The sequence below is a fragment of the Acinetobacter towneri DSM 14962 = CIP 107472 genome (assembly GCF_000368785.1).
GTDB classification, from domain to species: domain Bacteria; phylum Pseudomonadota; class Gammaproteobacteria; order Pseudomonadales; family Moraxellaceae; genus Acinetobacter; species Acinetobacter towneri.
The window spans coordinates 197,077-219,476 of the sequence record NZ_KB849691.1 but is presented as its reverse complement, the minus strand read 5'-3'; the positions used below and the strand labels follow the sequence as shown (position 1 = coordinate 219,476).

Here is a 22,400-nt window from a genome sequence, read left to right as displayed (position 1 = left end):
TGCGAAACCAATATGCAAATTTATAGCAATTCACCCATTGCTTTAGCCATCCTCAAGCTCTTTCGAGAGCTTGAGGAATGGATTTCCCTCTATCATCACAACTTGCCAAACGGTGCAATTAAAGCCTATATTTTTGGTGGATGTGCTTTTCATTTACACACCAATGCCCGAGGCAGTAACGACATTGATGCCGAGATTCAGGCAATTCAACAATTAAAAAAACAAGACATTTTATTATTTCTTGAAAATAATGATGTGGAGTACATCGACCATAATCATCTTGAAACAAATTTAGAATTTGATCGAAGTTTTAATACCGCCTTAGCTTCAATTGATCCAGATTATATTGATCGAGTAATCCCTCTACATACAAGCAGTATTGTTGAAGTTTATCTGGTTTCAGGCGTAGATTTGGCAACTTCTAAACTTGCCCGACTCTCCGACCAAGATATTGAAGATATAAAAACTTTATATCTAAAGCACAAATTCACACTTGATCAGTTTAAAAAATCAGCGAATAATGCTAAGGATTATTACGCAATCCCAGAGCAATTAGACTCGAACATACGCTATATGACATCTGTATTGTCCAGCTTGAAGGATGTGAGATGAATCAGCAAAAATTTGAACAAGCATTAAATGATTTAGTTACACAACCTTTAAACTCTGCCAAATTTGAAGAGGTTAAACCCATTGTTGAATCATTACTCTACTCAGACTTGCTCCCGACCACAGTAAATAAACTCGGTTTGACCGAAAAGCGCCGACTTCTTTTTTTACTTGAAAAGTTTAGAAGATATTCTTGTGCTTCTGTTACGCGTCGTCTGCAATTAAAAACATTCGCCCATCATTTAAGCTTAGAACAGCCTTTAACAGATTCACCTATATTCAATCAAGTTGATCCTTTAGCAAGAAAAATAGGGTTAAATGAAGACCTGAATCACTTAAAACCTCAATTATTGAGCTTACAAACTCGACACTATCAAAATGCTCATTCAGCGTTTCCATTTTAAACGCATACTTTTTATTAGAGCCGAGTAACTAGGCATTTCACTTCAGATTCCCTATACTCAACCTAACAACACTCAACAAGAAAACAAGCTTATGAAACTTAAAACACTCATTTTATCGGGTTTAACTTGCCTTTCTCTTAGTGCGTGTACTTCTGCACCTGTCATTCCACAGCTCACAGCAGGTGTTTTACAAGAAGTGAAAAATATTGAAGTTTACCCAGACACTGTCAATAACAGCGCCAAACTCACAAAATTTATTGATAAATGCGTGATCGAATTTACAGGCACACTGCAAGCAGGTCGTTCTATTGAACAATGGGCATTTAAAGGCAATGCATTAATTTCAGCTGGTTCTGCAACATTTGCACAAGATGGGACTAGCATAGCAACTCACTTTGACTTGCATGATGCAACTGTGCAAAAGAACTTCATCACCTTACGCAACCATTTTCATAAAGATGCGCTTGCACAATGCAACTAAGCTAAAAACAGCTTTGAATGTATCTTGATGTAGCAAGATTGTTGGACTTTCAATATAAATACAGCATCGCTTGATATTTCAAACTAAGATGATAAAAGCAGTGTAGCCATTGCTGCCCTGCTTTAAAAACTCTCCAGAGTAACAAGACCCACAATTTTATGTGGGTCTTCTTCTTTAAGCCTGAAATGCTGCCATAATTTCAAATATTTTAAAGTTTCAAACACTGTAAATTTCACCTAAAAATACATCATACTTGCGAAAAATAAACACTGCAGATCATCTAGGCTTTATACAATGCAGTACATTCCATTCAAAACCTTTCAACGACCAGTATTCGGCATCCTAAGAGGCACAGCACAATGAAAAAGATCAATATCAGCATTTGTATTGGACTATTGTTCAGTAGTGCTTCGGTGTGGGCACAAAGTAGTGCTGCACAAACTCAAAGTAATAAACCAATTCAGCCTTATGCAGACAATCCAAACCTCTTACATGTTTGGGCATATAAAACTCAGGAAGGTGTGATTCAGGCAGCACAAAAAGTCGGTGAAGTAACCGAAAAAGGTATTGAAAAAATTCGCCCATCGGCACATCAAGCTTTAGACAACGCCAAACAATTGGGCAGTCAGGGTGCGGCTCAAGCCAAACATACTGGGCAGCAACTTGCCAACAATGTAAATACTAAAATTCAGAAAACCAAAGAAGTGATTACAGGACAAAGTGATCATGCCGTGCCTATCTATCAAGCACCATTAAGCGCGCCTTCGCAGAATATCGCCCCTGCAGCCACCATTGCCGCACCTACTCAAGAAGCACAGACTCAGGCTGCACCAAGTACAGATACTGAAGAAGAAATTAAAGTGATTAAGCTATAATTTTTTTGATTTATTGGTTTGCTCAAAATTATAAAAACAACTCAGTGCAAATAAAAAAGCCTGCATTTAATCTGCAGGCTTATTCATGTGATAGCGTATCGATTTTTGAATTTGTCGGAATACATAAGCGCCTAATACCAACAATACCAACAAACCTAAAGCAAAAAATAGATAAGCCTTCGGCTCAGGCGCATCTGCAAACAAAGTCGCAGATAAAATGAAACTGGACAGCAAAACAAGCACAGCAGGCATCAACAACTTGGTCATACATACTACCCTTGGAATGATCAACAAAACCATGTTTTAAGATCATCTTAGCCCAATGGCAAAACAATACAAGTGTCTAAAGTTTAAACCATCTAAATAATGGATCAAACTTTGCAGCTTACTGTTCCAGTTCTAGGGTAAATTTGGCAGTATCTGGCAAATCTTCCACAAAGTCATTGCCGCCAAACTCATCACTGCTCAGGTTCAAATCTTTATAGCTCAACACAAAATAGTCGCTATATTTTTTCAATATTAATGGGTGCATGCCTGCAGCAAGCGCATCTTGTTCCTTGCATAGTTTCATGACATGACGATCATTCATACTAATTAAATAGCGTTCATCATTCAGATAAATTTGCACCAAACCACTGCACTTTGCATAAATCGGAATCAGGAATTTATGGTTCAAAGCAATCGCATGTGCGGCATAGCTCTCAATTTTTTGGCTGATGATGTTAAATACCAAACCATGACCAAAATGGTCGAGCAAGACATTACGATTTTCATACGGCAACTGAATTTGTAAGCCAAGTTTGTTTAAATCGTGCTGATCGACCTGTTTATTACTAAGCAAAGAGCGAATCAGGTTTTGTTTTAACTTGGCATCAAAAAAGTTACTGTCTAGCTGTAAGTTATTGTATTTTAAAATACGACCTAAAGACCAACGATGATTCGGCAAGACATTTTCAATCACTTTACGATAGTAAAACTTGCTGTTCTTTTTCACCTTGCGAATTTTTTGGTAAAAGAACGGCGCATCAAAAGGATGGGTTAAAAAGTCATTCAGTAATTCAGAGTTGGCTAAAATCGCAATTGCATCATGCCCTGTAAATGGCAAATGTAAGGTATGTAAATGCGGAATTAAAGGCTGAATTTTTAAATAATGCCCACGATCTTCAGCATAATATTGGTCATAGACCACAATATATTCACGCTGTGCCGATACATCTTGCGCTTGAATGCGCATATTGGCATTTAAGTCTGCATGATAAAACATGTTATAGCGTGGGTCATGAATATCTTCAGGGTCAATTGAATATTGCGGCACCAAAGCCACAATGCGGTTTAAATCCAGCAAATTGGAATATTTAATTGCCGCATAGCCACCCATTGAGCCGCCATAGCCCACACGAATTTTAAATGGGGCAATCAGGTCTTGAATGGCTGCCAACATGGCGCGCATAGAGGCTTCAGGAAACCATGATTTTTCCTTGGGCATGACCCCAATCACATTAAAATGAAACTTTTCCAGTGATTTTTCGGCATTAATAGACGTTCCTTTGGCCCGTGTAATTAAATCGCCAAAAGAAAAAATCAGCTCCTGAGATGAGCCTTTCATGAAAATAGCGCGGATATGTCCGTCTTCAAAAATTATGTGTTTGTCCATTCCCACACCGGCGCCAAGGCGCTGAATTAAACCATTACTTTAAACTTGAATACACTGTACGCAAGTTCAAAAGTGAATATGTTATTTTATAGATGCACAGCAGATTAAAAATCGCAAAATATGACACAATCTCTACATCCTGCCGCACAACAAGGTTTTGCTTTAGGGGCAAACCTATATCAACAAGTTCGCCCCAGTTACCCGCAAGAAGTCGATATTTTCCTGCAAGATCAGCTCCAAGTTCCACTTAATAGCAATATTGTAGACTTGGGTTCTGGCACAGGAAAGTTCCTACCACATTTGCTCAAACTGACAACTCAGCTTATAGCGGTAGATCCGATTGCCAGCATGTTAGCCGAATTAGAACAACTTTACCCGCAAGTTGCGACAATTCAGGCACGAAGTGAGCAATTACCACTGCACGATCAATGTGCAGATTTGGTGAGCTGTGCGCAATCTTTTCATTGGTTTGCCAATCTGCAAAGTTTAAAGGAAATTCACCGAATCTTAAAACCTAAAGGTTATTTGCTGTTAATTTGGAATCAACGTGATATTTCGGTCAATTGGGTCAATGCACTGGCACAGATGATTTTGCCTTTTGAGGGCGATACACCGCGTTTTCACAATCAAGACTGGCGTCAGGTATTTACCGATACAGATTTATTTCAACTCACTCACGAGCAGCAATTTCATCACACGCATGTTGGTACAGTCGAACAAGTGGTATCTAAGCGTTTGCTTTCGACCAGTTTCATTGCTGCGATGCCAACTGAACAGCAACAACAACTCAAAACACAATTTGAACAATTAGTATTAGAATATACGAATAAGCATGTGCAAGATGAAATTGAATTTCCCTATTGCACACATTTGTATGTCTATCAAAAAGTTGAATGAGAGGGAGCAAATAAATGCAAATAACCTTTAAACACGCGATTGCTCCCTTAACAATTTGTTTGGCGTTCGCCCTCAGCGCTTGTGAGCGCAGCAAGGTAGAACATGCCGACAAACTCAGCCCTGAAGATCAAATCATGCAAAGTCAGGTCGAGCAAGCCGCTATTCAACCCTTTGAAATGACTGCGGATGACCCGCATGATATTCAATTGCTGATGGATTATGAACAACGCCATGACCAAATGAGCAATGATTTGGAAGATGAGTTAGAACGCTTGCATGAAAGCCAACAACTCGATGCTGCATTTGCACAAAATCGCCTGCAGGACAACATTCAATCTGCCTTGAGTATGCTCAAAGAACTGGATTTAAAGACACCGCAAGGGCGTTATATTCAAGGCCTAATGAGTCATTATTGGGAACAGCAAGCGCAATATCTAGCAACTCAAAATACAACTTCTGCACCTTATCCTGTCAGTAAAGAACAACGTCAGCAAGGCTTAGCAGACTTGCTACAGGCGCAGCAACAACTAGAACATTGGCGTGGGCAATATCCACAACTTGATGAATAACGTGTTTTACGGACGCTGCTGTAAATACTGATGCACTCCTTCAGCGGCAGCGCGTCCTGTAGCAAAACAGGCTGTCAGCAAATAGCCGCCCGTTGGCGCATCCCAATCCAGCATTTCACCACAGAGAAAAACGTGTGGATTGGAATTTAACTGCAATTGTGCAGATAAAACCTCACGTTTGACTCCGCCCGCACAGCTAATTGCTTCTTCAATAGGACGAAAACCCTTTAAAGGCACCGTTAAATTTTTAATCTGCTGCGCCAATTGCATAGGTTGCTGCCAAAGGGCTTTATCCACCAATTCACGCACGACTGCAGACTTCACGGCATCCAAACCTGCCTTACGCCAAATATTGCTTACAGACTGTTTTTTGGAAGGTTGCAACTTTTGGTAGAGTTGCTCAACGGTTAAATCGGGTAGCAAATCGAGTTGTAACTGCAGCGGTTGTTGAGCGTGCTGCAACTGTCGCAATGCTCGCCCTTGCTTATAAATTAAGCCACTTTCCAAACCATAATGGCTAATCACAATATCGCCCATGCTCGCTTCAGCGCCTTTCACCCATGCTTGCACACGTTTTAAAGGTTGTCCAAAAACTGGCTGCATATAGTTAGACCAGTGACATTCCACCCCTGCATTACTGGCTTGAAAAGGCTGAATTTCATTGGCAGATAACCAACGCTGCCATGCACCATCACTACCTAATTTTGACCACGACACTGCTCCACATGCCATCACAATAGCGGCAAACTGCTGTTGTTCAACTTGCGCTGTACTTAGATTTTGAATACTGAGTTGATTGTTCTTTAAATCACATACCTGATGCCGATAATGAAACTGCACGCCTGCATCAACCAAACGTTTTAACCATGCGCGTAGCAAAGGTGCGGCTTTCATTTCTTGTGGAAAAATTCGCCCCGATGAACCTACATAAGACTGAATACCTAAACCCTGCATCCAATTTTGAATCCAAGCCGCATCCCATTGTTGAATCCACGGCGCCAACCATTCCGCCCGATCATAACGCTGAATAAATTGTGCAATCGGTTCGGCATGTGAAATATTCAGCCCCGTTTTACCTGCCATCAAAAACTTACGTGCCGCTGAAGGTTTCTGCTCATAGACATGCACATCATAGGCATACTGACTCAGCACTTCGGCAGCCATTAGCCCTGCTGGCCCTGCTCCTATAATTGCAATGCGCTGTTTCATGCCTGTTTACTCAGTTGTTGCACTTGAGTCTGCAGAAACTTTCGCCTCAACTGCAGCAGGTGTTAAAGTCGGCTGCTGTCCTTGCAAAGGCTGAAAATCATCAAAACGGGTTGTATAAGCCGCAGGTTTGGTGATCAGCAGTTCCTGACAACGCTCACCACGTGCTAAATATTTGATTTCAAAATGAGTGCGTGCTGAATCTACTGGAACATCCTGCTGAATAAATGGCAATTTCCACACTTCAATCAGCTGTTGCTGTGCTTCTGCAATATATTCAGGAATATTACTTACCAAAGTAATACTGCCGCCTGCTTTTAAACGCGACAATAAAAACTCAAAAAATGGCATATTCAACCAACGCTGGGTGGCATTATGCGGTTCTGGGTTCGGATATAAAATAAAGAATTGCTCAACTTGAGCAGGAAATAAAGCATGCACAATCCACGGAATGGCATCGGCATGTACTATTTGTAAGTTACGCCGACCTTCAAGTTGATGCTGTTTTTGCATCGCCACAAATTTTTCGCGGGTACGCTCAATCGCAATTAATTTTTTATCGGGATGTTGCCCACTAAATAATAAAGCATGCCTGCCTTTTCCCGCACCAATTTCAACACAAATCGATTCATTGGCAATGGCTTGAAAATCACGAGGGGCATGCATACGCTGGGCTTGAAATTGACGAATTGGCATAATCAGATCAAACTTACAAAATTCGGCACAAGTCTACCAAGTCAGGTGCTATTTGCCTAATCCAATCCTGTATTTTTCATTTGGAGTTGATCATGCCACGCACTTTTCCTTGCCCTCGTTGTGGTGAACCTTCGCAATGGGAAAACAATCCATTTCGTCCTTTTTGTTCTGAGCGTTGCAAGCTCATTGATTTAGGCGCATGGGCAAATGACGAGTATCGTTTACCCACCCAAGATGCTCCGCAAGCAGAAAACTCTGAGGAATAAGCAATAAATTTCCACGCCAAATATTGCCTAAAACTACACACAGTTTCATGGAATTTTTCACATTTTTAGAAAAATTATTCAAAATTTAGTTGTTCTATAATTGCTTTCAGCAGAATTAGCACAGGTTATACTTTGCACTATTCGTGACTCCGTCACTGCACATAACAATAAAGAAAGCAAAAAATAACCTAGGAACATTTCACCATGGAAATCATGTTAAAAGGAATTGTAATGCTGTGTATTTTACTCTCTACCAGCAGTTTAGGCTTTGGACTGTACGCGCATGATTTACTCATGCTGTGCATAGGCATCTTACTGACAATTTTCACAATGCTGTTTGCAATTGAAAGCAAACAAATGCTGAATAATCCCTTTCGCAAATAAAAAAGTCAGCGACTGCTGACTTTTTCTTAAAGCATAAATACACACTGCTTTTAACCTGCTTGCCCTGCTACAAACGGGTTATGCTGTTTTTCAAAACCAATGGTGCTGATTGGCCCATGCCCCGAAATAAACTGAGTGTCATCGGGCAAACTAAAACATTCGCGCTGAATTGAATCTAGCAATTGTTGATGATTCCCACGTGGAAAATCTGTACGACCAATAGAACCCTTAAACAGCACATCACCCGTCCACAAAATGCCATATTTAGCGTTATAGAACATCACATGACCTGGGGTATGTCCTGGGGCATAGCGCACTTCAAAACTTTCTTGACCCAATTGCAGCACTTCACCACCCTCTAACCACTGTGTAACCGTGACTTGTTCAGGGATAGGAAAACCATAACGTGCAGACACTTCTTGCAGTTGATCTAACCAAAAAGCATCTTCTTTCTGTGGACCAATCACAGGAACATTCCAGTAATGTTGCAACGCACCAACAGCCCCCGCATGGTCTAAATGTCCATGAGTGAGCCACAAAGCTTTCACCGTTAAACCCAACGCTTCAACTTCGGCTTTCAGCTTTTCAGGCTCACCGCCTGCATCAATCAAAATTGCTTCTTTGCTTTCTGCATCCCAAACAATTGAACAGTTTTGCTGAAATGCAGTTACAGGAACAATTTTGACTTGCAACATAGGTCTAGACCTCAAAATTTAACAGGCGAGCTGAAGCTTTAAAGCCTCAAGATTAGCCTGAAGTAAATGTTTGAGCAAATCCAAATGATCGGCACGGGTATTCAGTGCAGGAATATAGGCATATTCTTTGCCACCTGCTTGTAAAAACAATTCTGCGTTTTGAATTGCCAATTCTTCTAGCGTTTCCAAACAATCTGCAGAAAAAGCAGGACTCATAATTTGCACCGACTTCACGCCCTGCTGTCCCCATTCTTCAAGTAAGACATCGGTATAGGGTTTGACCCATTCTTGTTTGCCAAAACGTGACTGGAAGCTAATTGCCCACTGATCATCATTTAAATTTAAAGCATCGGCAAGCAATTTGGCCGTGATCCGACAACGCTCTGCATACGGATCACCCTTATCGGCATACGGCTGTGGAATGCCATGAAACGACATCAATAATTTTTCTGCCACACCATGCTCGGCTTGAAATTCACGCACACTTTGCGCCAACGCCTGAATGTATAAAGGATGCTGATAATAATCACGAATGATGGATAAGCCTGGCAAATTACGCTGCTGTGGCACCCATTTGGCAACGGCATCATATAAAGGTGCAGTCGAAGTTGCCGAATATTGTGGAAATAAAGGGAACAAAATCACGTGATCTTGAGGATTTTGACTCAAAGCTGCCAAAGCCTGTTGAATACCCGGATTGCCATAGGTCATTACCGGTAGAATATTCAATTCAAACTCAGGATATAGCGGCAATAACTGCTGTTTTAAAGCATCAACCTGTTGCAACAAAATTTCCCGCATCGGTGAATCTTGCTGCCAGACCATGGCATAAGCATGTGCAACACGCTTAGGACGAAATGGCAAAATGAATAAGTTCAAAATGATTTGCCAAATCGGTTTTGGAATTTCAATCACCCGTTGATCGGATAAAAACTGCTTTAAAAAACGGCGAACCGCTGCTGCAGTCGGTTCATCAGGCGTACCTAAATTGGCTAAAAGAACGGTTACTTTGGGTTTTGCTGTAGACAACATCCAGCCCTCGTGTCTGATGATTGAGCCCGACTACTTTAACAGTTTTTTCACTCTGTATTGAGAGATTAATACGGTGTTTTAAATGAATAAACCCGATCGGTATCTAGCAAATTGCTCTCTAAAAGTTTTTGCGCTTTTGCCGTGGTTTGCCACAACATCCGCTGACGATCATCACGCCCCGCCTGCACAATCCAGTCATTTTGACGCATTTGCATTTTAATCTGATGCAAGGCCCGAATATTGATTTGGGCACGTGCAACTGCATGCGCACGTGGCATGATCCGACGTGCATCCTCCAAACCAGTTTCATTCAAATATTCATTCATGCGTTTCGAAAAATATTCTTCAGGGGTTGGATGAATAAAAGTATTGCCTAAAATTGCCAACAACTGCGCCCAACTTAAACTTCGCTCAACTTTCAGCTCTCTAAAGTTACCATCCTGATAGGCATGCATGCGATATTCAAAACGATATGATTCATTCATCGACACTTTAGATACGCTTAGAAACGGGTCTGCTTCGCGCTGTCCCACATCGGTTTCCAGCTGACGTAACTTACTTTTTAAACGTTCAATTTCATCATGCAAAGCTTGTGTATTTTGCGGGCGCACCCAACCAGAAGTCGGATAACGTTCTAGCATTTGCGACATATTAAAGCGGACAGCAAGCTCTAAATCACGCAGAGTGCGGTAGCTAAACACCTGATCGACTTCTTGTTGTAATAATTTACGGAACTCTTTGAATTTTTCACGCAATTCAGGTTTTTCATCATGTAAAGATGAATCACGTGAATCTGGGTCTTCGTGCATAAATACAATGATCGGCTTTTGCTTGGTGACTGCATAAATATACTCTAAATGCATATACCCCACGCCCGACACCGATTGCTCACCGTACTGGCTGCCCAATAGAATCACCACATAATCACAATCATCAATTTGACGGCGTGCAAATGCAGTGCTGAGTGAGGTACGTTGTTCTAAACCCCACGAAAAAAAACCCATTCCCACCAATGTTTGTGCCAAGATCACTCGTTCTGGCTGCATATCTGCCCCAGACGTCGAGATAAAGACCTGATAGCGCTTATCGAGCATTGGTTTCCCCTCTCCTATTGCCATTACAAGTCGGTCACCGTCTACTTGTAATGCCTTTCCCCAATCATAAAAAAGTTATCTTAAAGTCAGTCCACAGTACTCACATTTGCGATACTCCAAGAAATATTGCCTGGAATAAGATGCTGCAACACGGGCTTTAATTGTTCTGCATTGTTCCCGCTGACATAACACGCAATTTGTAAAGTATCTGCCAAACTTTGTTCAAATAATAACTCATTTTTAATTAAAATGCGGGAAGTTTGACGCGCAACGGCAATTCCTGAGTCAATTAATGTCAGTTTCTGACCAAAAATGGACTCAATCGCAGGTTTTAGGAAAGGATAATGGGTACAACCGAGCACCAAATAGTCCGCGCCCTGATCGACCACAGGTTGCAAACTCTGCTGTAAGGAACTTAAACATGCCTCACTCATTTGCGCCCCTTGCTCAACAAAAGGCACTAAATCTAGATTGGTGACATTCAAGACTTGCACTTGAGCAGGAATCGCAAAACGCTGCATCACATCTTTAATAAGTTGTCCGCGAAAAGTCGCAGGCGTCGCAAGTACAGCCACAGTTTTGCTTTGGCTATTTAATACGGCAGGCTTTAAAGCAGGCACTAAACCAATAATGGGAAAATCTTCGCCGTAATGATCGCGCAGATAATCTAGACTAAAAGCAGAAGCAGTATTACACGCCACGACCGCAACTTTACAACCTTGTCGATATAACCATTCGATTGCAGCTGCAGTGAGTTCTCGAATATTTTGATCATCACGTGGGCCATACGGCACATGTGCAGTATCGGCATAATAAAGGATGCGCTCATTGGGCAAATATTCTGCAATTTCAATGGCAACTGACAAGCCTCCTATGCCCGAATCAAAAATACCAATTGGCGCACTGGCTTGTGCTTTTGGCATGGCTTGATTTAAGGGAGAAACAGGATGAATGGCTGTCATAGCAAGAGATTCAGCAATACAAAATGGGATGAATAAAGCTTAAACCTCAGCTGCTTAAATGCAAGTGCAAATCACCACTTTTCAACGATAAAATCGTTTCGCCCTGCGCATTTTCACTCAGCTCGCCCAATTCCACCAAATGTAAAAAAGCCGCACGCTGAATCAGGGCATTAATACCAAAACGCACATGCACATAAGGACGCAGCTCACCTGCATATTCACGCATAAAAATAGGATGCTCGGCATCAACAATCACAATATCCTGATGTGTAGTGATAAGTTGAATATAATTTTGCTGTCCGATTTCGACCACATCAACCTGATTGATGAACAAAGGCTCATCTTCTACCTGGATTTCAATTTGTTCCACTGGGGTTTTTAAATAAAACTTGCCCTGCTCTTTCCATAACACACTAGAAAACAGATCAACCAATGCCTGACGTTTGATCAATTGACCTTCGTGCCACCATTCTCCATTGGCTTTGACCAGCAAATCCATTGCTCCACAATGCTTTGGATGCCATTGCTCCAAAGGAGGGATTGATCTTTTGTGACCTGACTGTCCAGTTTTTATATATTGTGCAATGTGCATTAAATTTTTATTATCAGCCGTAGCTACATTTTCTGTCGGTTTGATTGAATTATCGTCATGCTTCATGCTGCAGTACCTTACTGACGGAAAAATAATACGATTCAGCCAATTGGCTAAGACTCGGTTTAAAACTATACTAGCTCACAATACTTACCCATACTGTAAAAGACACGATTAAATTTGTGTCTGGCAACTAAAAATACTCATGGCAGCACCGTTGCTTGATGCGGTTGCCACCTTCAATTATATGAGGAGTCCTACATGGAACACATCGAACGTGAATCGATGGAGTTTGACGTAGTCATCGTAGGCGCAGGCCCTGCGGGTCTTTCTGCTGCGATCAAAATTCGTCAACTTGCAATTGAAAACAATTTAAATGATCTGTCCGTTTGTGTGGTCGAAAAAGGCTCTGAAGTTGGTGCGCATATCCTTTCGGGTGCAATTCTTGAGCCTCGCGCCATCAACGAGTTATTTCCTAACTGGAAAGAAGAAGGTGCGCCTTTAAATGTGCCTGTGACTGAAGATAAAACTTTCTTCTTGATGTCACCTGAAAAAGCTCAGCAAGCACCGCATTGGATGGTGCCTAAAACCATGCATAACGATGGTAACTACGTGATCTCGTTAGGCAACGTGGTGCGTTGGTTAGGTCAAAAAGCCGAAGAATTAGAAGTTTCTATTTTCCCTGGCTTTGCGGCATCTGAAATTCTTTACCATGCCGATGGTACGGTTAAAGGCATCCAAACTGGTGACATGGGCATTGGTAAAGATGGCGAGCCAACGCATAACTTCACACCGGGTTATGAACTACATGCCAAATACACCATTTTCGCAGAAGGCTGTCGTGGTCATTTAGGTAAGCGTTTAATCCAGCAATTCAATTTGGATAAAGATGCCGATCCGCAACACTACGGGATTGGTATTAAAGAACTTTGGGAAATTGACCCTGCAAAACACAAACCAGGTTTAGTCATGCACGGTGCAGGCTGGCCATTAAGTGAAACAGGTTCTTCAGGTGGTTGGTGGTTATACCACGCAGAAAACAACCAAGTGACTTTGGGTATGATTGTGGACTTGTCGTATACCAACCCACACATGTATCCATTTATGGAAATGCAGCGCTGGAAAACTCACCCTCTAATTAAACAGTATCTAGAAGGCGGCAAGCGTATTTCTTATGGTGCACGTGCTGTGACCAAAGGTGGCTTTAACTCATTGCCAAAATTCACCTTCCCAGGTGGTTCTTTAATTGGTGATGATGCAGGCTTCTTAAACTTTGCCAAAATCAAAGGCTCTCATACCGCCATGAAGTCTGGCATGCTTTGCGGTGAAGCAGTATTTGAAGCGATTGCTGCAGGTGTCGCAAAAGGCGGTGACTTGGCGATTGCTCGCGTAACTGAAGGCGAAGATTTCTTTGTGAAAGAGCTAACGGCTTACACTGAAAAATTCAACAACAGCTGGCTGAAAGAAGAACTTTATAGCGCACGTAACTTTGGCCCTGCAATGCATAAGTTTGGTCAATGGATGGGTGGTGCGTTTAACTTTATCGACCAGAACGTGTTTAAAGTACCATTTACTTTGCATGATTTAGTGCCTGATTTCAGCGCACTCAAAACTGTAGATGCAACCAGCTTTAAACCGAACTATCCAAAACCAGATGGCAAGCTGACTTTTGACCGTTTATCTTCAGTGTTCGTATCGAATACCGTACATGAAGAAAATCAGCCAGCACACTTAAAGTTGACAGATACCTCTATTCCAGTGAACGTAAACTTACCTAAATGGGATGAGCCTGCACAGCGCTACTGCCCTGCGGGTGTTTATGAAATCATGGAAAATGATGATGGTTCAAAACGCTTCCAGATTAACGCAGCCAACTGTGTTCACTGTAAGACTTGTGACATTAAAGACCCATCACAGAACATCACTTGGGTAACACCTGAAGGTGGCGGTGGTCCGAATTACCCGAATATGTAATTGCGAATCGCAATTGAGAAACCCAAAAGCAGTGCCTCGGCACTGCTTTTTTATACACAGTTTACAAAATTACCAAGGTCTCATAATCCCTTACATTTTTCAGGTATTTCTCTATTCAAAAGCAGGCGATTGAATAACTTTCCTTGTTATGCTGTTTTGCTTATTTTTTATCTTTTCTATTTTTAGTTTTTTATTTCGTTTTTTTCAGACTTGAACAACCGAAAATGTTGTTTTGTCAGCTTTTATACAATGCTATTCGGCATTTTATGCAGCACTTAGCACGGTAGCAAAATGTTGTAGATGCTGACTAAAACTGACTTGAGTGGAGTATAAAGCAGTACTTTGAGTTTTATCTTGCTCAAGCATTTGGTTGTTCTTCTTATTTTCATTAGAAGAGGAATTCCAACATGCTTAATTTAACAGACACCCTCAACCAACTTAAAAATGTGCAGGCACAACCTGCAGTCAGCTTATTTCTACCCACACATCGTACCTTTCCAGACAATCAGCAAGATGTGATTGCTCTTAAAAACCAACTTAAACAACTCGAAGAACGCCTGTTGGCAGACTATGACAAACGTCTGGTGGCACAAATTTTAGAACAGATTCATCATCAAACCAAAGATTTGAATCCCAACTACCATTTAGACAGTCTGGCTATTTTTGCCACAGCCGACAGTGCACAAGTACTGCGTCTGCCATTCCCTACCCAAGAACGTATTGTGATTGATCAACAATTTTCAGTGCGTGATTTTATTCGTGAGCTATCTTATGCAGTGCAATACTATGTGGTAGTGATCAGTCGTGAAGTTGGACGTCTGATTAAGGCCTCCAATGATCGTGTAATCCATGAGTTTTCTGTAGATGACAGCGACTTGAATGAACGACTGCCACATGGTGCATTTCCTGTTCAAAATGATAACTTATATAGCACCAGCGGTGCAGAACGTGCCACAGCCGCCAATGAAGACCGTTTACTCAAAGAGTTTTTAAACCGTGTCGATAAAAATGTGCAAACTGTACGTGCCAGTGAGCCATTGGGCTTGGTCATTGTGGGTGATCGACGCAATATCAGTTTTTATGAATCTATTTGCGACCAACCCAATGCCATTATTTTCAGTGTAGATAACGTCACTCAGCTAGAACAAGGCAGCGCACAACACATTATTGACAGTATTCAGACCGAGCTAAAAAGCCATCAACAACAATTGCATCAGCAACATGCGCAGCAACTGGATGAACTCTATGCCAGTGACCGTGTTGTGACCGATCTGCAGCAAATTTATCAGGCAGTGTTGCAAAATAATGTCGATACTTTATATGTTCAACAAGGCTACATGCAGACAGGTTGGGTCGATACCGACCAGCAACGAATTTATCTAAATCAAGCGCACGCACCTGACAGCGCACAAGCCACAGACGATGTGATCAACCATATTATTGATGCAGCACAGCAACACGCTGCCAATATCGTATTTATTCCTGCCGATTATTTACAGTCCAAAGCACCACTGACTTTAATGAGTCGCTATGCGGTCTAAAACTCAGTCCATTTGACTGTGATCTAAAAAACAGCCATGCAGATTTATCTACATGGCTGTTTCAATCAAGATTCAAACTTCTCATTCATACGCAAATCTACGCTTTTTCATGACTTTCTCATGAATAAAACGATCAATTAGAATCGAGTCGTTACCGCCAACTGTACCCGATGACTGTCGCTATGTGATCGCCCGCTATATTCATAATTCAAATTGATAAAACTATGTTGTCCAAAGTGAAGTTGTGAACCTAAGGCAGCATGATATTGACCTTGATCGGCGCCATGCATCAAACTTCAGTTTCTCCGCTGTGCCTACATAATGGGTATCTAAATATGCTTTTTCCTGAATCGGTTGGCTGTAATACAAGCTGCCTTGCAATTGCCATGCTGGATTCAACTGGTAATTGGCTTGCAAACCTGCACCAAAATTCCAGCGCTGCATCACCAAATCATCTAAGCTGTTGACACCATCCTGCTGAGTTTGTTCGGCATGAACATAATGTTGGAACGAAGCGTCTAAATACGGTTGAATCTGCATTTTTTGACTGAGTGGATAGCTATAATCTAGACGCAAACCTGCGGCATACATTTGTCCATCAAACTGTATTTTTTGTGCTTGAGCATGACCACGCTGCGCGTCAACATCCACCTGCATGCCTTTTAACCATGCCGCGACACTTAAATCACGATTAAGCTGCTGTGCTGTCCCCATAGTTAGTGCATAGGCTTTGCTCTGACTGCTATTTTTTGAGCCTGTTTGTACGGCATCATCTAAGTTCAGTTGACTGAAATCGGCCTGCGCTGCCAAGGTCATCCCTGCCAGTTTTGTTGCCACACCAACACCTTGATGATGACTACGGCGCTCACTATTTAAGCCGACATAATCCATATCATAACTTTGGTAATCACCCGAAAACCAAAGCTGTTTGGGTTGTGCGGTTGCCAAACGCTGTGCAAACTGACGTTCTTGCTTGCTGCTTTCTTCTGCGACATTTAAAACGGTATTGGCATAAAAACTTGGATCAAGTTGATGAAACAGTTGATTCAATGCCTGCGTAGAAACTGTACTTTCAGCAGCATTGCTATAACGTATAGTTTGAGCAAAATTGTTAAATAAGCGATTGGAAAAAACTTTTTCAGCATCTTCCAGCGTTTCTAACTGTTGTTTCTGATCAAGACTTGCTAAAACTACATCTAAATTACGGGCAACCTGAGTACGTCCTTCAAGTTCAGCAGCAAGAGCCGCCACCGTTTCAGTCGATTTACGCTTTGCCGTAATCACCACATCGGTATTGATTGTATCTGCCGCACGTACAAGCTCGCCCGTTGCATTCAGTTCAGGACGATAACTAACTTGTGTCAACTCAAATAATGGATTGCTTGAGCGATAAGCATCGAACTCACGCTGTACGCCTTGTTGCGCACGTAATACGGTAGTTTGTGAACCTTGTGCAGTAATAAGTGGCTGATCAAGTGGCACTTCATCAAACAGGTTCAAAGTCCCTGCCAAATTGGCGGTTCCCGTTACCGTCAGCAAATTGCCAAAACGTGCTTTAAAACCCGCATGTTGCTGCTGATCTGCAGCAATCTGCATCGAATAGTTGCCTGTGATGGTTAAATTGCCTTCCTTTCAAGAAATGCACTGCCTGTTTCGACTTCTAAAGTGTTTTGTGAGGGTTCAAGTTCTTGAATCGTACTACCCATCTCAACTTCAGATGTATCTTGTGGTACTTCAATATCTTGAATTGCACTATCGACCAAAACGGTGTCGGTTAAAGCAGGCTCTACTGCAGGTGGAGCTACCACATCGACTGGTTGCTCTACTTCTGACGGAGGTGATTCAAGTGTAGGTATCGTATCAGGCTGATTGACATCATTATTTTCTAAAACGGTAGCATCATCGCTAGGTACAGCATCATTGCTGTCTAAAAGTGAATCTTCAGTTGGTGATGTATTGCCATGATCTGTACTGCCACCACTCAAACCACCACCATTGGATGATACATCGCCATGATCTAGCTCTAAATTCACAGGAGGTTGATCGGTAATGGGTGCAGATGGTGCGATAGGTTGCTCTACTCCGCTGCCAATGCCTTCATTTGTAGTCGGTTGATCTTCTTGGCTGACATTTTCTGCCCCCAACACATCAGTGACTTGAACCGTGCTTGACTGAGAGCCTGAACCCGATGAACAGCCTGAGATACTCATGGCCAATAAACACGCCACACTCAGTGGCTTTAAAGAAAAGTTTTGCTTTTTATCTAAAATCATACCGTACTCAATCAAAATGATGATAACGCAAGATTTATAGATGATTGATCACGTAAAAAATTAAGCAGATTTTGCTCAGTCTAAATGGCATATTTTTTTAAGATAAAGACAATCAGTTAAGCCCCCCAAAATTATTTTTCTTAACTTGACTACTTTAATGCGACAGCTTAATCAGCTTTTTCAGCCTTATAAAACATAAACACTGCCATATAACATTCAAACCAAGCAAAACCCCAAATCTGCTTAATTTTATCCCCAAATGTTCTGCAATCGAACTCAATAAACTGATCGCATTATAGGCTAATTTTTCCATATATTAAAAAATATTTAAAATAATTTTGTTAAAAATCAATAATTAAACAATAGACTAAACTCACACTCTAAAAATTATTTCTTATACAACACACAGAGCTTTGTTAGATTTTGCACAAGCACACAACTTGCCCTATAAATGCAGAAAAGTTGAAAAGTCCCTTAAAAAATGTGTAGCAGATAACGCAACTCGTGGATCGTTTCGCCATTTTTTAACTCAAACTGTGAAGCAGGTGGGATTGATGCAAAATTGATGAAAAATTAAAAATAAAGTTGAACGTCATGGCTAAAAACACAAAAGGCATATTTCAACTTGCATGAATTGCAAATGAAATATGCCTATATGGATCACATGACTATTTTATCGTGTTTAAATTATAGTGTTCTAAAAGTGCTGAGGCTAATTTTTGCCTATTAGCCTTTTTTCACCAAATAATGAAATTCTTTATTGCCTTGCTCATCTAAGCGTTCTTCTTGCAATAACAACTCATGCCCCAAATGCATGCAAAATTTTGGAATATCCCAAGACGTCGAATTGTCAGTTGCAAACACTTCAACCACATCGCCAGACTTAGATTTGCGAATGGCTTGATGCAGCATCATCACAGGTTCAGGGCAACGCAAACCGCGGGTATTCAGTTGAATACTAGGTGTGACAGGAAGTTCAGACATGCACAGACTCGATATTAAAACATCGGGCTAGTTTAGCATAAAGCGCAGCCTTGTTTTATGTGTTCCCGCTACGCACAGCAACACATCTCGTGACGTAATTGCCGTCATTTTCTCCCAAGATTAGCAATAGACAACTGTATTTTCTAAGGTATGATTAAGCTAAGTTTTTTAGATATAAAGAGTCTTTAGGAAAGATCATGCACGAGGAATCAGGCCCATCGTGGGGTATGCGTGGCCTAAGAAAATGGTTAGGCACTGCACCAGAAACCCGCGATGAATTGCTAAAATTAGTACAAGATTCACGTCGTTTTTTAGAACCCGATACGGTGGCAATGCTCGAAGGTGTTCTGGATTTACCTGCCACCAAAATCCGTGAAGTCATGACCCCACGTACCGCCATGATTAGCTTACAAGAAGATGATGAGCTACTCGACATTTTGCATGTACTGGTCGAATCGGCACATTCACGTTTTCCTGTGTTCTCATCTGACCAACCCGACAACGTGGTGGGGATTTTATTGGCAAAAGATTTATTGCCTTTACTGACCGAACAAAGAACCAAAGTCGATATTCGCGCCTTAATGCGTCAGCCGTTATTTGTGCCTGAAAGTGCTCGTTCAGACCAAGTATTGCGTATGCTCAAAAACACCCAAACCCATATTGCAGTGGTGATTGATGAGTATGGCACCACTTCGGGCTTGGTTACTTTAGAAGATATTTTAGAAGAAATTGTCGGTGAAATTGAAGATGAACACGACAATATTGACGAAGAAGCAGAATACATCATCCCCGATCACGACCCAAAAACGGCAAATACTTGGTTAGTACAAGCACTTACACCAATCGAACATTTTAATAATGTTTTAGATGCAGATTTTTCTGACGATGAAGTAGAAACTGTGGGCGGTTTATTGCTTCAGGAAATTGGTTTGGTGAGTGATTTGCAAGGACAAGTGATTGTGATTGGCAACTGGGAGTTTACCATTCTTGAAGCAGATGCCCGCACTATTCATCTGATTCGAGCCGTACGTCAATGAGGACTTTTTTTTCCAAGCTGTCTAATCCTGCAGAACATCAACAACTGCCCTTAATTTATCCATTAATCATTGCCCTATTGGCAGGTGCAGTGTTTAGTTTGGCACTTGCTCCCTATCATTACTGGTGGATTGCCTTACTTTCACCTGCTTTGCTGTATGCGACTTTAAGCAAACGCACCCCGAAACAGGCCTTTTTGATTGGTTGGTCTTACGGGATTGGGTTGTGGTTTGTCGGAGCATTTTGGCTCTATACATCCATTCACGTCTATGGCGACACCAATGCCTTTTTAAGCGTGCTGATGATTGTCATTATGGCGCTGTTGATGGGTTTGTTTACTGCCGTACAAACGTGGTTATATCGTCGGTTTTTCCCTGAAACACCACTGACTTTTGCACCGCTATGGGTATTTTTTGAATGGGCGAAAACTTGGGTCTTTACAGGTTTTCCATGGCTGTTTGCAGGTTATGCCTTCACCGAACGCTTTTTGGATAGCTATGCACCGTTGTTTGGTATTTTCGGGGTGTCTTTTGTGGTCATCTTGCTGGCCTGTGCGTTGGTTGAAGTCCTTAAAAAGCGTATCTTCTGGCTGATTCCATCGGCAATTTTACTTTTGGGTGCATGGGGTGCAGCACAACTCAGTTTTGTAACTGCAAAATCTGAAAAGCCACTCTCGGTTTCTCTGATTCAAGGCAACATTCCTCAAGACTTAAAGTGGCTAACCGAATACCAAATTAAGACCTTGGAAATTTATACCCGCTTGACCCGAACTGAATGGGGACGCGACATTATTGTTTGGCCTGAATCATCCATTCCAATGTTCCAGACCGATATTGAACCGTTTTTGGATGCCATGAAAACACAGGCTGAAAAAACGGGCAGTTCGTGGGTGACAGGTATTCCGTATTGGGACTTGCCTGAATCACAAGTGCAGCAACATCCAATGTATTACAACAGCATTATGGCAACGGGAGATGCGGCTGAAGGCTTGTATAAAAAGCAGCGTCTGGTGCCTTTTGGTGAATATATTCCGCTTTCAGGCTTACTGAGTTGGGTACTACCTGCGATGCAAAATGACCCATCCATGAGTGGTTTTTCACGTGGAGCGTCTGAGCAAAAACCGCTTGCAATTAAACAGCATCATTTGGGGGCAGCCATTTGTTATGAGGTGGCTTATCCGAACCTGACCCGCCGCAATGCTAGCCAAAGTGACTTTTTGGTAACAGTATCCAATGATGCTTGGTTTACGGGTACTGCAGGGCCATTGCAACATTTACAAATGGTACAAATGCGCGCCAAAGAAAATGGACGCTGGTTTGTTCGTGCCACCAATACAGGTGTGACCGCATTTATTGACCATCATGGGCATATTGTCAAACAAGCGCCAATGGATCAGGAATTTGTGCTGCGTGGTGATCTGCCTGCCATGCAAGGTCAAACACTGTATACCCAACTCAGCGATTGGCCTGTGCTGATTTTCTCATTGCTGTTGTTAATTATGGGGTGGATTTATCGACCACGTCAGGTGGATGTGTCGTTTAAATCACGTCGTTAATAGTACTGTTCAATAGCGGCTAGAAATAACCATTCATAAAAAAACCGAGCATTAAGCGCTCGGTTTTTTTTGGAGTTCACTGAATCAATATATAGACTCAACTCATCTTCTATTAAGGCTGATAATAAATGTCGGCATCGGTACCTTCACCACCCTGCTGACCATCTGCACCAAAAGAATATAAATCAAATGGACGACCTTCTGAACCCGGAATCACATATTGGATGTCATTATCCCAACTGTCTTTCGGATAGCCCCCTTTCACATAACCGCCTGGCAACCAGTTTTTAGCCGAAGCAGGCTGATTCACCAAGGCATCTAAACCACCGTCTTGCATTGAAGGATATTTTTGATTATCGAGTTTGTATTGATCGAGTGCGCCAGCCACACCTTTTAAAGTAATAACCGTAGTATCTACTTTGGCTTTTTCACCACGTCCCATTACGTTCGGTACGATTAAAGCCGCCAACACACCTAAAATTACAATCACCACCATGACTTCAATCAGGGTAAAACCAGACTGTTTACTCGGTTGCTTCTGTTTCATTCAATCTCTCTCATTTATTTATATCAATTCGACATTTATTTTAGATTCTGTTTGAAGAACGATGCTTCAAAACGA

25 protein-coding genes are annotated in these 22,400 nt (G+C 41.7%); 12 read left to right on the top strand and 13 right to left on the bottom strand.

What is annotated here, in order from left to right:
• Window positions 1-12 precede the first annotated feature (12 nt).
• From F947_RS11925 to F947_RS11910, 4 genes are all read left to right on the top strand, one after another.
• Complete coding sequence (locus tag F947_RS11925; RefSeq protein ID WP_004976011.1) at window positions 13-612, top strand: DUF6036 family nucleotidyltransferase; 600 nt, start codon at window positions 13-15, stop codon at window positions 610-612.
• The gene (locus tag F947_RS11920) at window positions 609-1,013 is read left to right on the top strand and encodes a hypothetical protein (RefSeq protein ID WP_004976009.1); all 405 of its coding nucleotides are present in this window, start codon (window positions 609-611) and stop codon (window positions 1,011-1,013) included. Before F947_RS11925 ends, F947_RS11920 begins: the two co-directional genes overlap by 4 nt.
• Before the next feature lie 91 nt (window positions 1,014-1,104).
• Window positions 1,105-1,494, top strand: coding sequence for a hypothetical protein (locus F947_RS11915; protein WP_004976007.1), 390 nt, complete (start codon window positions 1,105-1,107; stop codon window positions 1,492-1,494).
• A 359-nt stretch (window positions 1,495-1,853) separates the two neighbouring features.
• Window positions 1,854-2,369 (top strand): hypothetical protein, encoded by a 516-nt coding sequence (locus F947_RS11910; protein ID WP_004976003.1) that lies wholly within the window; start codon window positions 1,854-1,856, stop codon window positions 2,367-2,369.
• 66 nt (window positions 2,370-2,435) lie between these two features.
• On the opposite strand, the gene F947_RS11905 is transcribed toward F947_RS11910, so the two are convergent.
• The gene (locus F947_RS11905) at window positions 2,436-2,636 is read right to left on the bottom strand and encodes a hypothetical protein (protein WP_004976000.1); all 201 of its coding nucleotides are present in this window, start codon (window positions 2,634-2,636) and stop codon (window positions 2,436-2,438) included.
• Window positions 2,637-2,754: 118 nt separating this feature from the next.
• The gene (locus tag F947_RS11900; protein WP_004975998.1) at window positions 2,755-4,023 is read right to left on the bottom strand and encodes a hypothetical protein; all 1,269 of its coding nucleotides are present in this window, start codon (window positions 4,021-4,023) and stop codon (window positions 2,755-2,757) included.
• A gap of 120 nt (window positions 4,024-4,143) precedes the next feature.
• Between F947_RS11900 and F947_RS11895 the strand changes: the two genes are divergently transcribed.
• A complete protein-coding gene (locus F947_RS11895) occupies window positions 4,144-4,920 on the top strand; it encodes a class I SAM-dependent methyltransferase (protein ID WP_004975994.1) in 777 nt (258 codons plus the stop codon).
• Window positions 4,921-4,934: 14 nt separating this feature from the next.
• Window positions 4,935-5,489 (top strand): hypothetical protein, encoded by a 555-nt coding sequence (locus tag F947_RS11890; protein ID WP_004975991.1) that lies wholly within the window; start codon window positions 4,935-4,937, stop codon window positions 5,487-5,489.
• Window positions 5,490-5,495: 6 nt separating this feature from the next.
• Here F947_RS11890 and F947_RS11885 read toward each other — a convergent pair whose 3' ends face one another.
• A complete protein-coding gene (locus F947_RS11885) occupies window positions 5,496-6,698 on the bottom strand; it encodes a TIGR03862 family flavoprotein (RefSeq protein WP_004975990.1) in 1,203 nt (400 codons plus the stop codon).
• A 6-nt stretch (window positions 6,699-6,704) separates the two neighbouring features.
• Window positions 6,705-7,397 carry a class I SAM-dependent methyltransferase gene (locus tag F947_RS11880; protein ID WP_228619228.1) on the bottom strand — a complete coding sequence of 231 codons (693 nt, stop codon included), beginning with the start codon at window positions 7,395-7,397 and terminating at the stop codon, window positions 6,705-6,707.
• An 86-nt stretch (window positions 7,398-7,483) separates the two neighbouring features.
• Here F947_RS11880 and F947_RS11875 point away from each other — a divergent pair, with 86 nt between their 5' ends.
• Together F947_RS11875 and F947_RS11870 are read left to right on the top strand one after the other, a co-directional pair.
• On the top strand, window positions 7,484-7,657 hold the full coding sequence (locus F947_RS11875; RefSeq protein WP_004975985.1) for a DNA gyrase inhibitor YacG: 174 nt from the start codon (window positions 7,484-7,486) through the stop codon (window positions 7,655-7,657).
• A 204-nt stretch (window positions 7,658-7,861) separates the two neighbouring features.
• Entirely contained in the window at window positions 7,862-8,041 is a 180-nt protein-coding gene (locus F947_RS11870; protein ID WP_004975984.1) for a hypothetical protein, read from the top strand.
• Window positions 8,042-8,091: 50 nt separating this feature from the next.
• Here F947_RS11870 and F947_RS11865 read toward each other — a convergent pair whose 3' ends face one another.
• From F947_RS11865 to F947_RS11845, 5 genes are all read right to left on the bottom strand, one after another.
• Window positions 8,092-8,736, bottom strand: coding sequence for an MBL fold metallo-hydrolase (locus tag F947_RS11865; protein ID WP_004975982.1), 645 nt, complete (start codon window positions 8,734-8,736; stop codon window positions 8,092-8,094).
• A gap of 18 nt (window positions 8,737-8,754) precedes the next feature.
• On the bottom strand, window positions 8,755-9,768 hold the full coding sequence (hemH, locus tag F947_RS11860) for a ferrochelatase (RefSeq protein ID WP_004975980.1): 1,014 nt from the start codon (window positions 9,766-9,768) through the stop codon (window positions 8,755-8,757).
• 65 nt (window positions 9,769-9,833) lie between these two features.
• Window positions 9,834-10,862 carry a DUF4062 domain-containing protein gene (locus tag F947_RS11855; protein ID WP_004975972.1) on the bottom strand — a complete coding sequence of 343 codons (1,029 nt, stop codon included), beginning with the start codon at window positions 10,860-10,862 and terminating at the stop codon, window positions 9,834-9,836.
• An 86-nt stretch (window positions 10,863-10,948) separates the two neighbouring features.
• The gene (gene murI, locus F947_RS11850; protein WP_004975969.1) at window positions 10,949-11,824 is read right to left on the bottom strand and encodes a glutamate racemase; all 876 of its coding nucleotides are present in this window, start codon (window positions 11,822-11,824) and stop codon (window positions 10,949-10,951) included.
• Between the two features lie 46 nt (window positions 11,825-11,870).
• A complete protein-coding gene (locus F947_RS11845) occupies window positions 11,871-12,482 on the bottom strand; it encodes a DUF1285 domain-containing protein (protein ID WP_004975967.1) in 612 nt (203 codons plus the stop codon).
• A gap of 195 nt (window positions 12,483-12,677) precedes the next feature.
• Between F947_RS11845 and F947_RS11840 the strand changes: the two genes are divergently transcribed.
• Window positions 12,678-14,390, top strand: a complete 1,713-nt coding sequence (locus tag F947_RS11840) for an electron transfer flavoprotein-ubiquinone oxidoreductase (RefSeq protein ID WP_004975965.1) — start codon at window positions 12,678-12,680, stop codon at window positions 14,388-14,390.
• 407 nt (window positions 14,391-14,797) lie between these two features.
• Window positions 14,798-15,931, top strand: a complete 1,134-nt coding sequence (locus tag F947_RS11835) for an AOC03_06830 family ribosome hibernation factor (protein WP_004975962.1) — start codon at window positions 14,798-14,800, stop codon at window positions 15,929-15,931.
• Between the two features lie 222 nt (window positions 15,932-16,153).
• Here the strand turns inward: F947_RS11835 and F947_RS11830 are convergent, their stop codons facing one another.
• The 3 genes from F947_RS11830 to tusA form a co-directional block, all read right to left on the bottom strand.
• Window positions 16,154-17,527 carry an autotransporter outer membrane beta-barrel domain-containing protein gene (locus F947_RS11830; RefSeq protein WP_004975961.1) on the bottom strand — a complete coding sequence of 458 codons (1,374 nt, stop codon included), beginning with the start codon at window positions 17,525-17,527 and terminating at the stop codon, window positions 16,154-16,156.
• Window positions 17,528-17,547: 20 nt separating this feature from the next.
• On the bottom strand, window positions 17,548-18,204 hold the full coding sequence (locus F947_RS11825) for a hypothetical protein (protein WP_004975959.1): 657 nt from the start codon (window positions 18,202-18,204) through the stop codon (window positions 17,548-17,550).
• A 726-nt stretch (window positions 18,205-18,930) separates the two neighbouring features.
• Window positions 18,931-19,188 (bottom strand): sulfurtransferase TusA, encoded by a 258-nt coding sequence (gene tusA / locus F947_RS11820; protein ID WP_004975955.1) that lies wholly within the window; start codon window positions 19,186-19,188, stop codon window positions 18,931-18,933.
• 197 nt (window positions 19,189-19,385) lie between these two features.
• On the opposite strand from tusA, the gene F947_RS11815 reads away from it, so the two are divergent.
• Both F947_RS11815 and lnt read left to right on the top strand, forming a co-directional pair.
• Window positions 19,386-20,225 carry a CBS domain-containing protein gene (locus F947_RS11815; protein WP_004975954.1) on the top strand — a complete coding sequence of 280 codons (840 nt, stop codon included), beginning with the start codon at window positions 19,386-19,388 and terminating at the stop codon, window positions 20,223-20,225.
• Window positions 20,222-21,778 carry an apolipoprotein N-acyltransferase gene (lnt, locus tag F947_RS11810; protein ID WP_004975952.1) on the top strand — a complete coding sequence of 519 codons (1,557 nt, stop codon included), beginning with the start codon at window positions 20,222-20,224 and terminating at the stop codon, window positions 21,776-21,778. The genes F947_RS11815 and lnt overlap by 4 nt, the downstream gene beginning before the upstream one ends.
• A 112-nt stretch (window positions 21,779-21,890) precedes the next feature.
• Here lnt and gspG read toward each other — a convergent pair whose 3' ends face one another.
• Window positions 21,891-22,325 (bottom strand): type II secretion system major pseudopilin GspG, encoded by a 435-nt coding sequence (gspG, locus tag F947_RS11805; RefSeq protein ID WP_004975950.1) that lies wholly within the window; start codon window positions 22,323-22,325, stop codon window positions 21,891-21,893.
• Window positions 22,326-22,400: the final 75 nt, after the last annotated feature.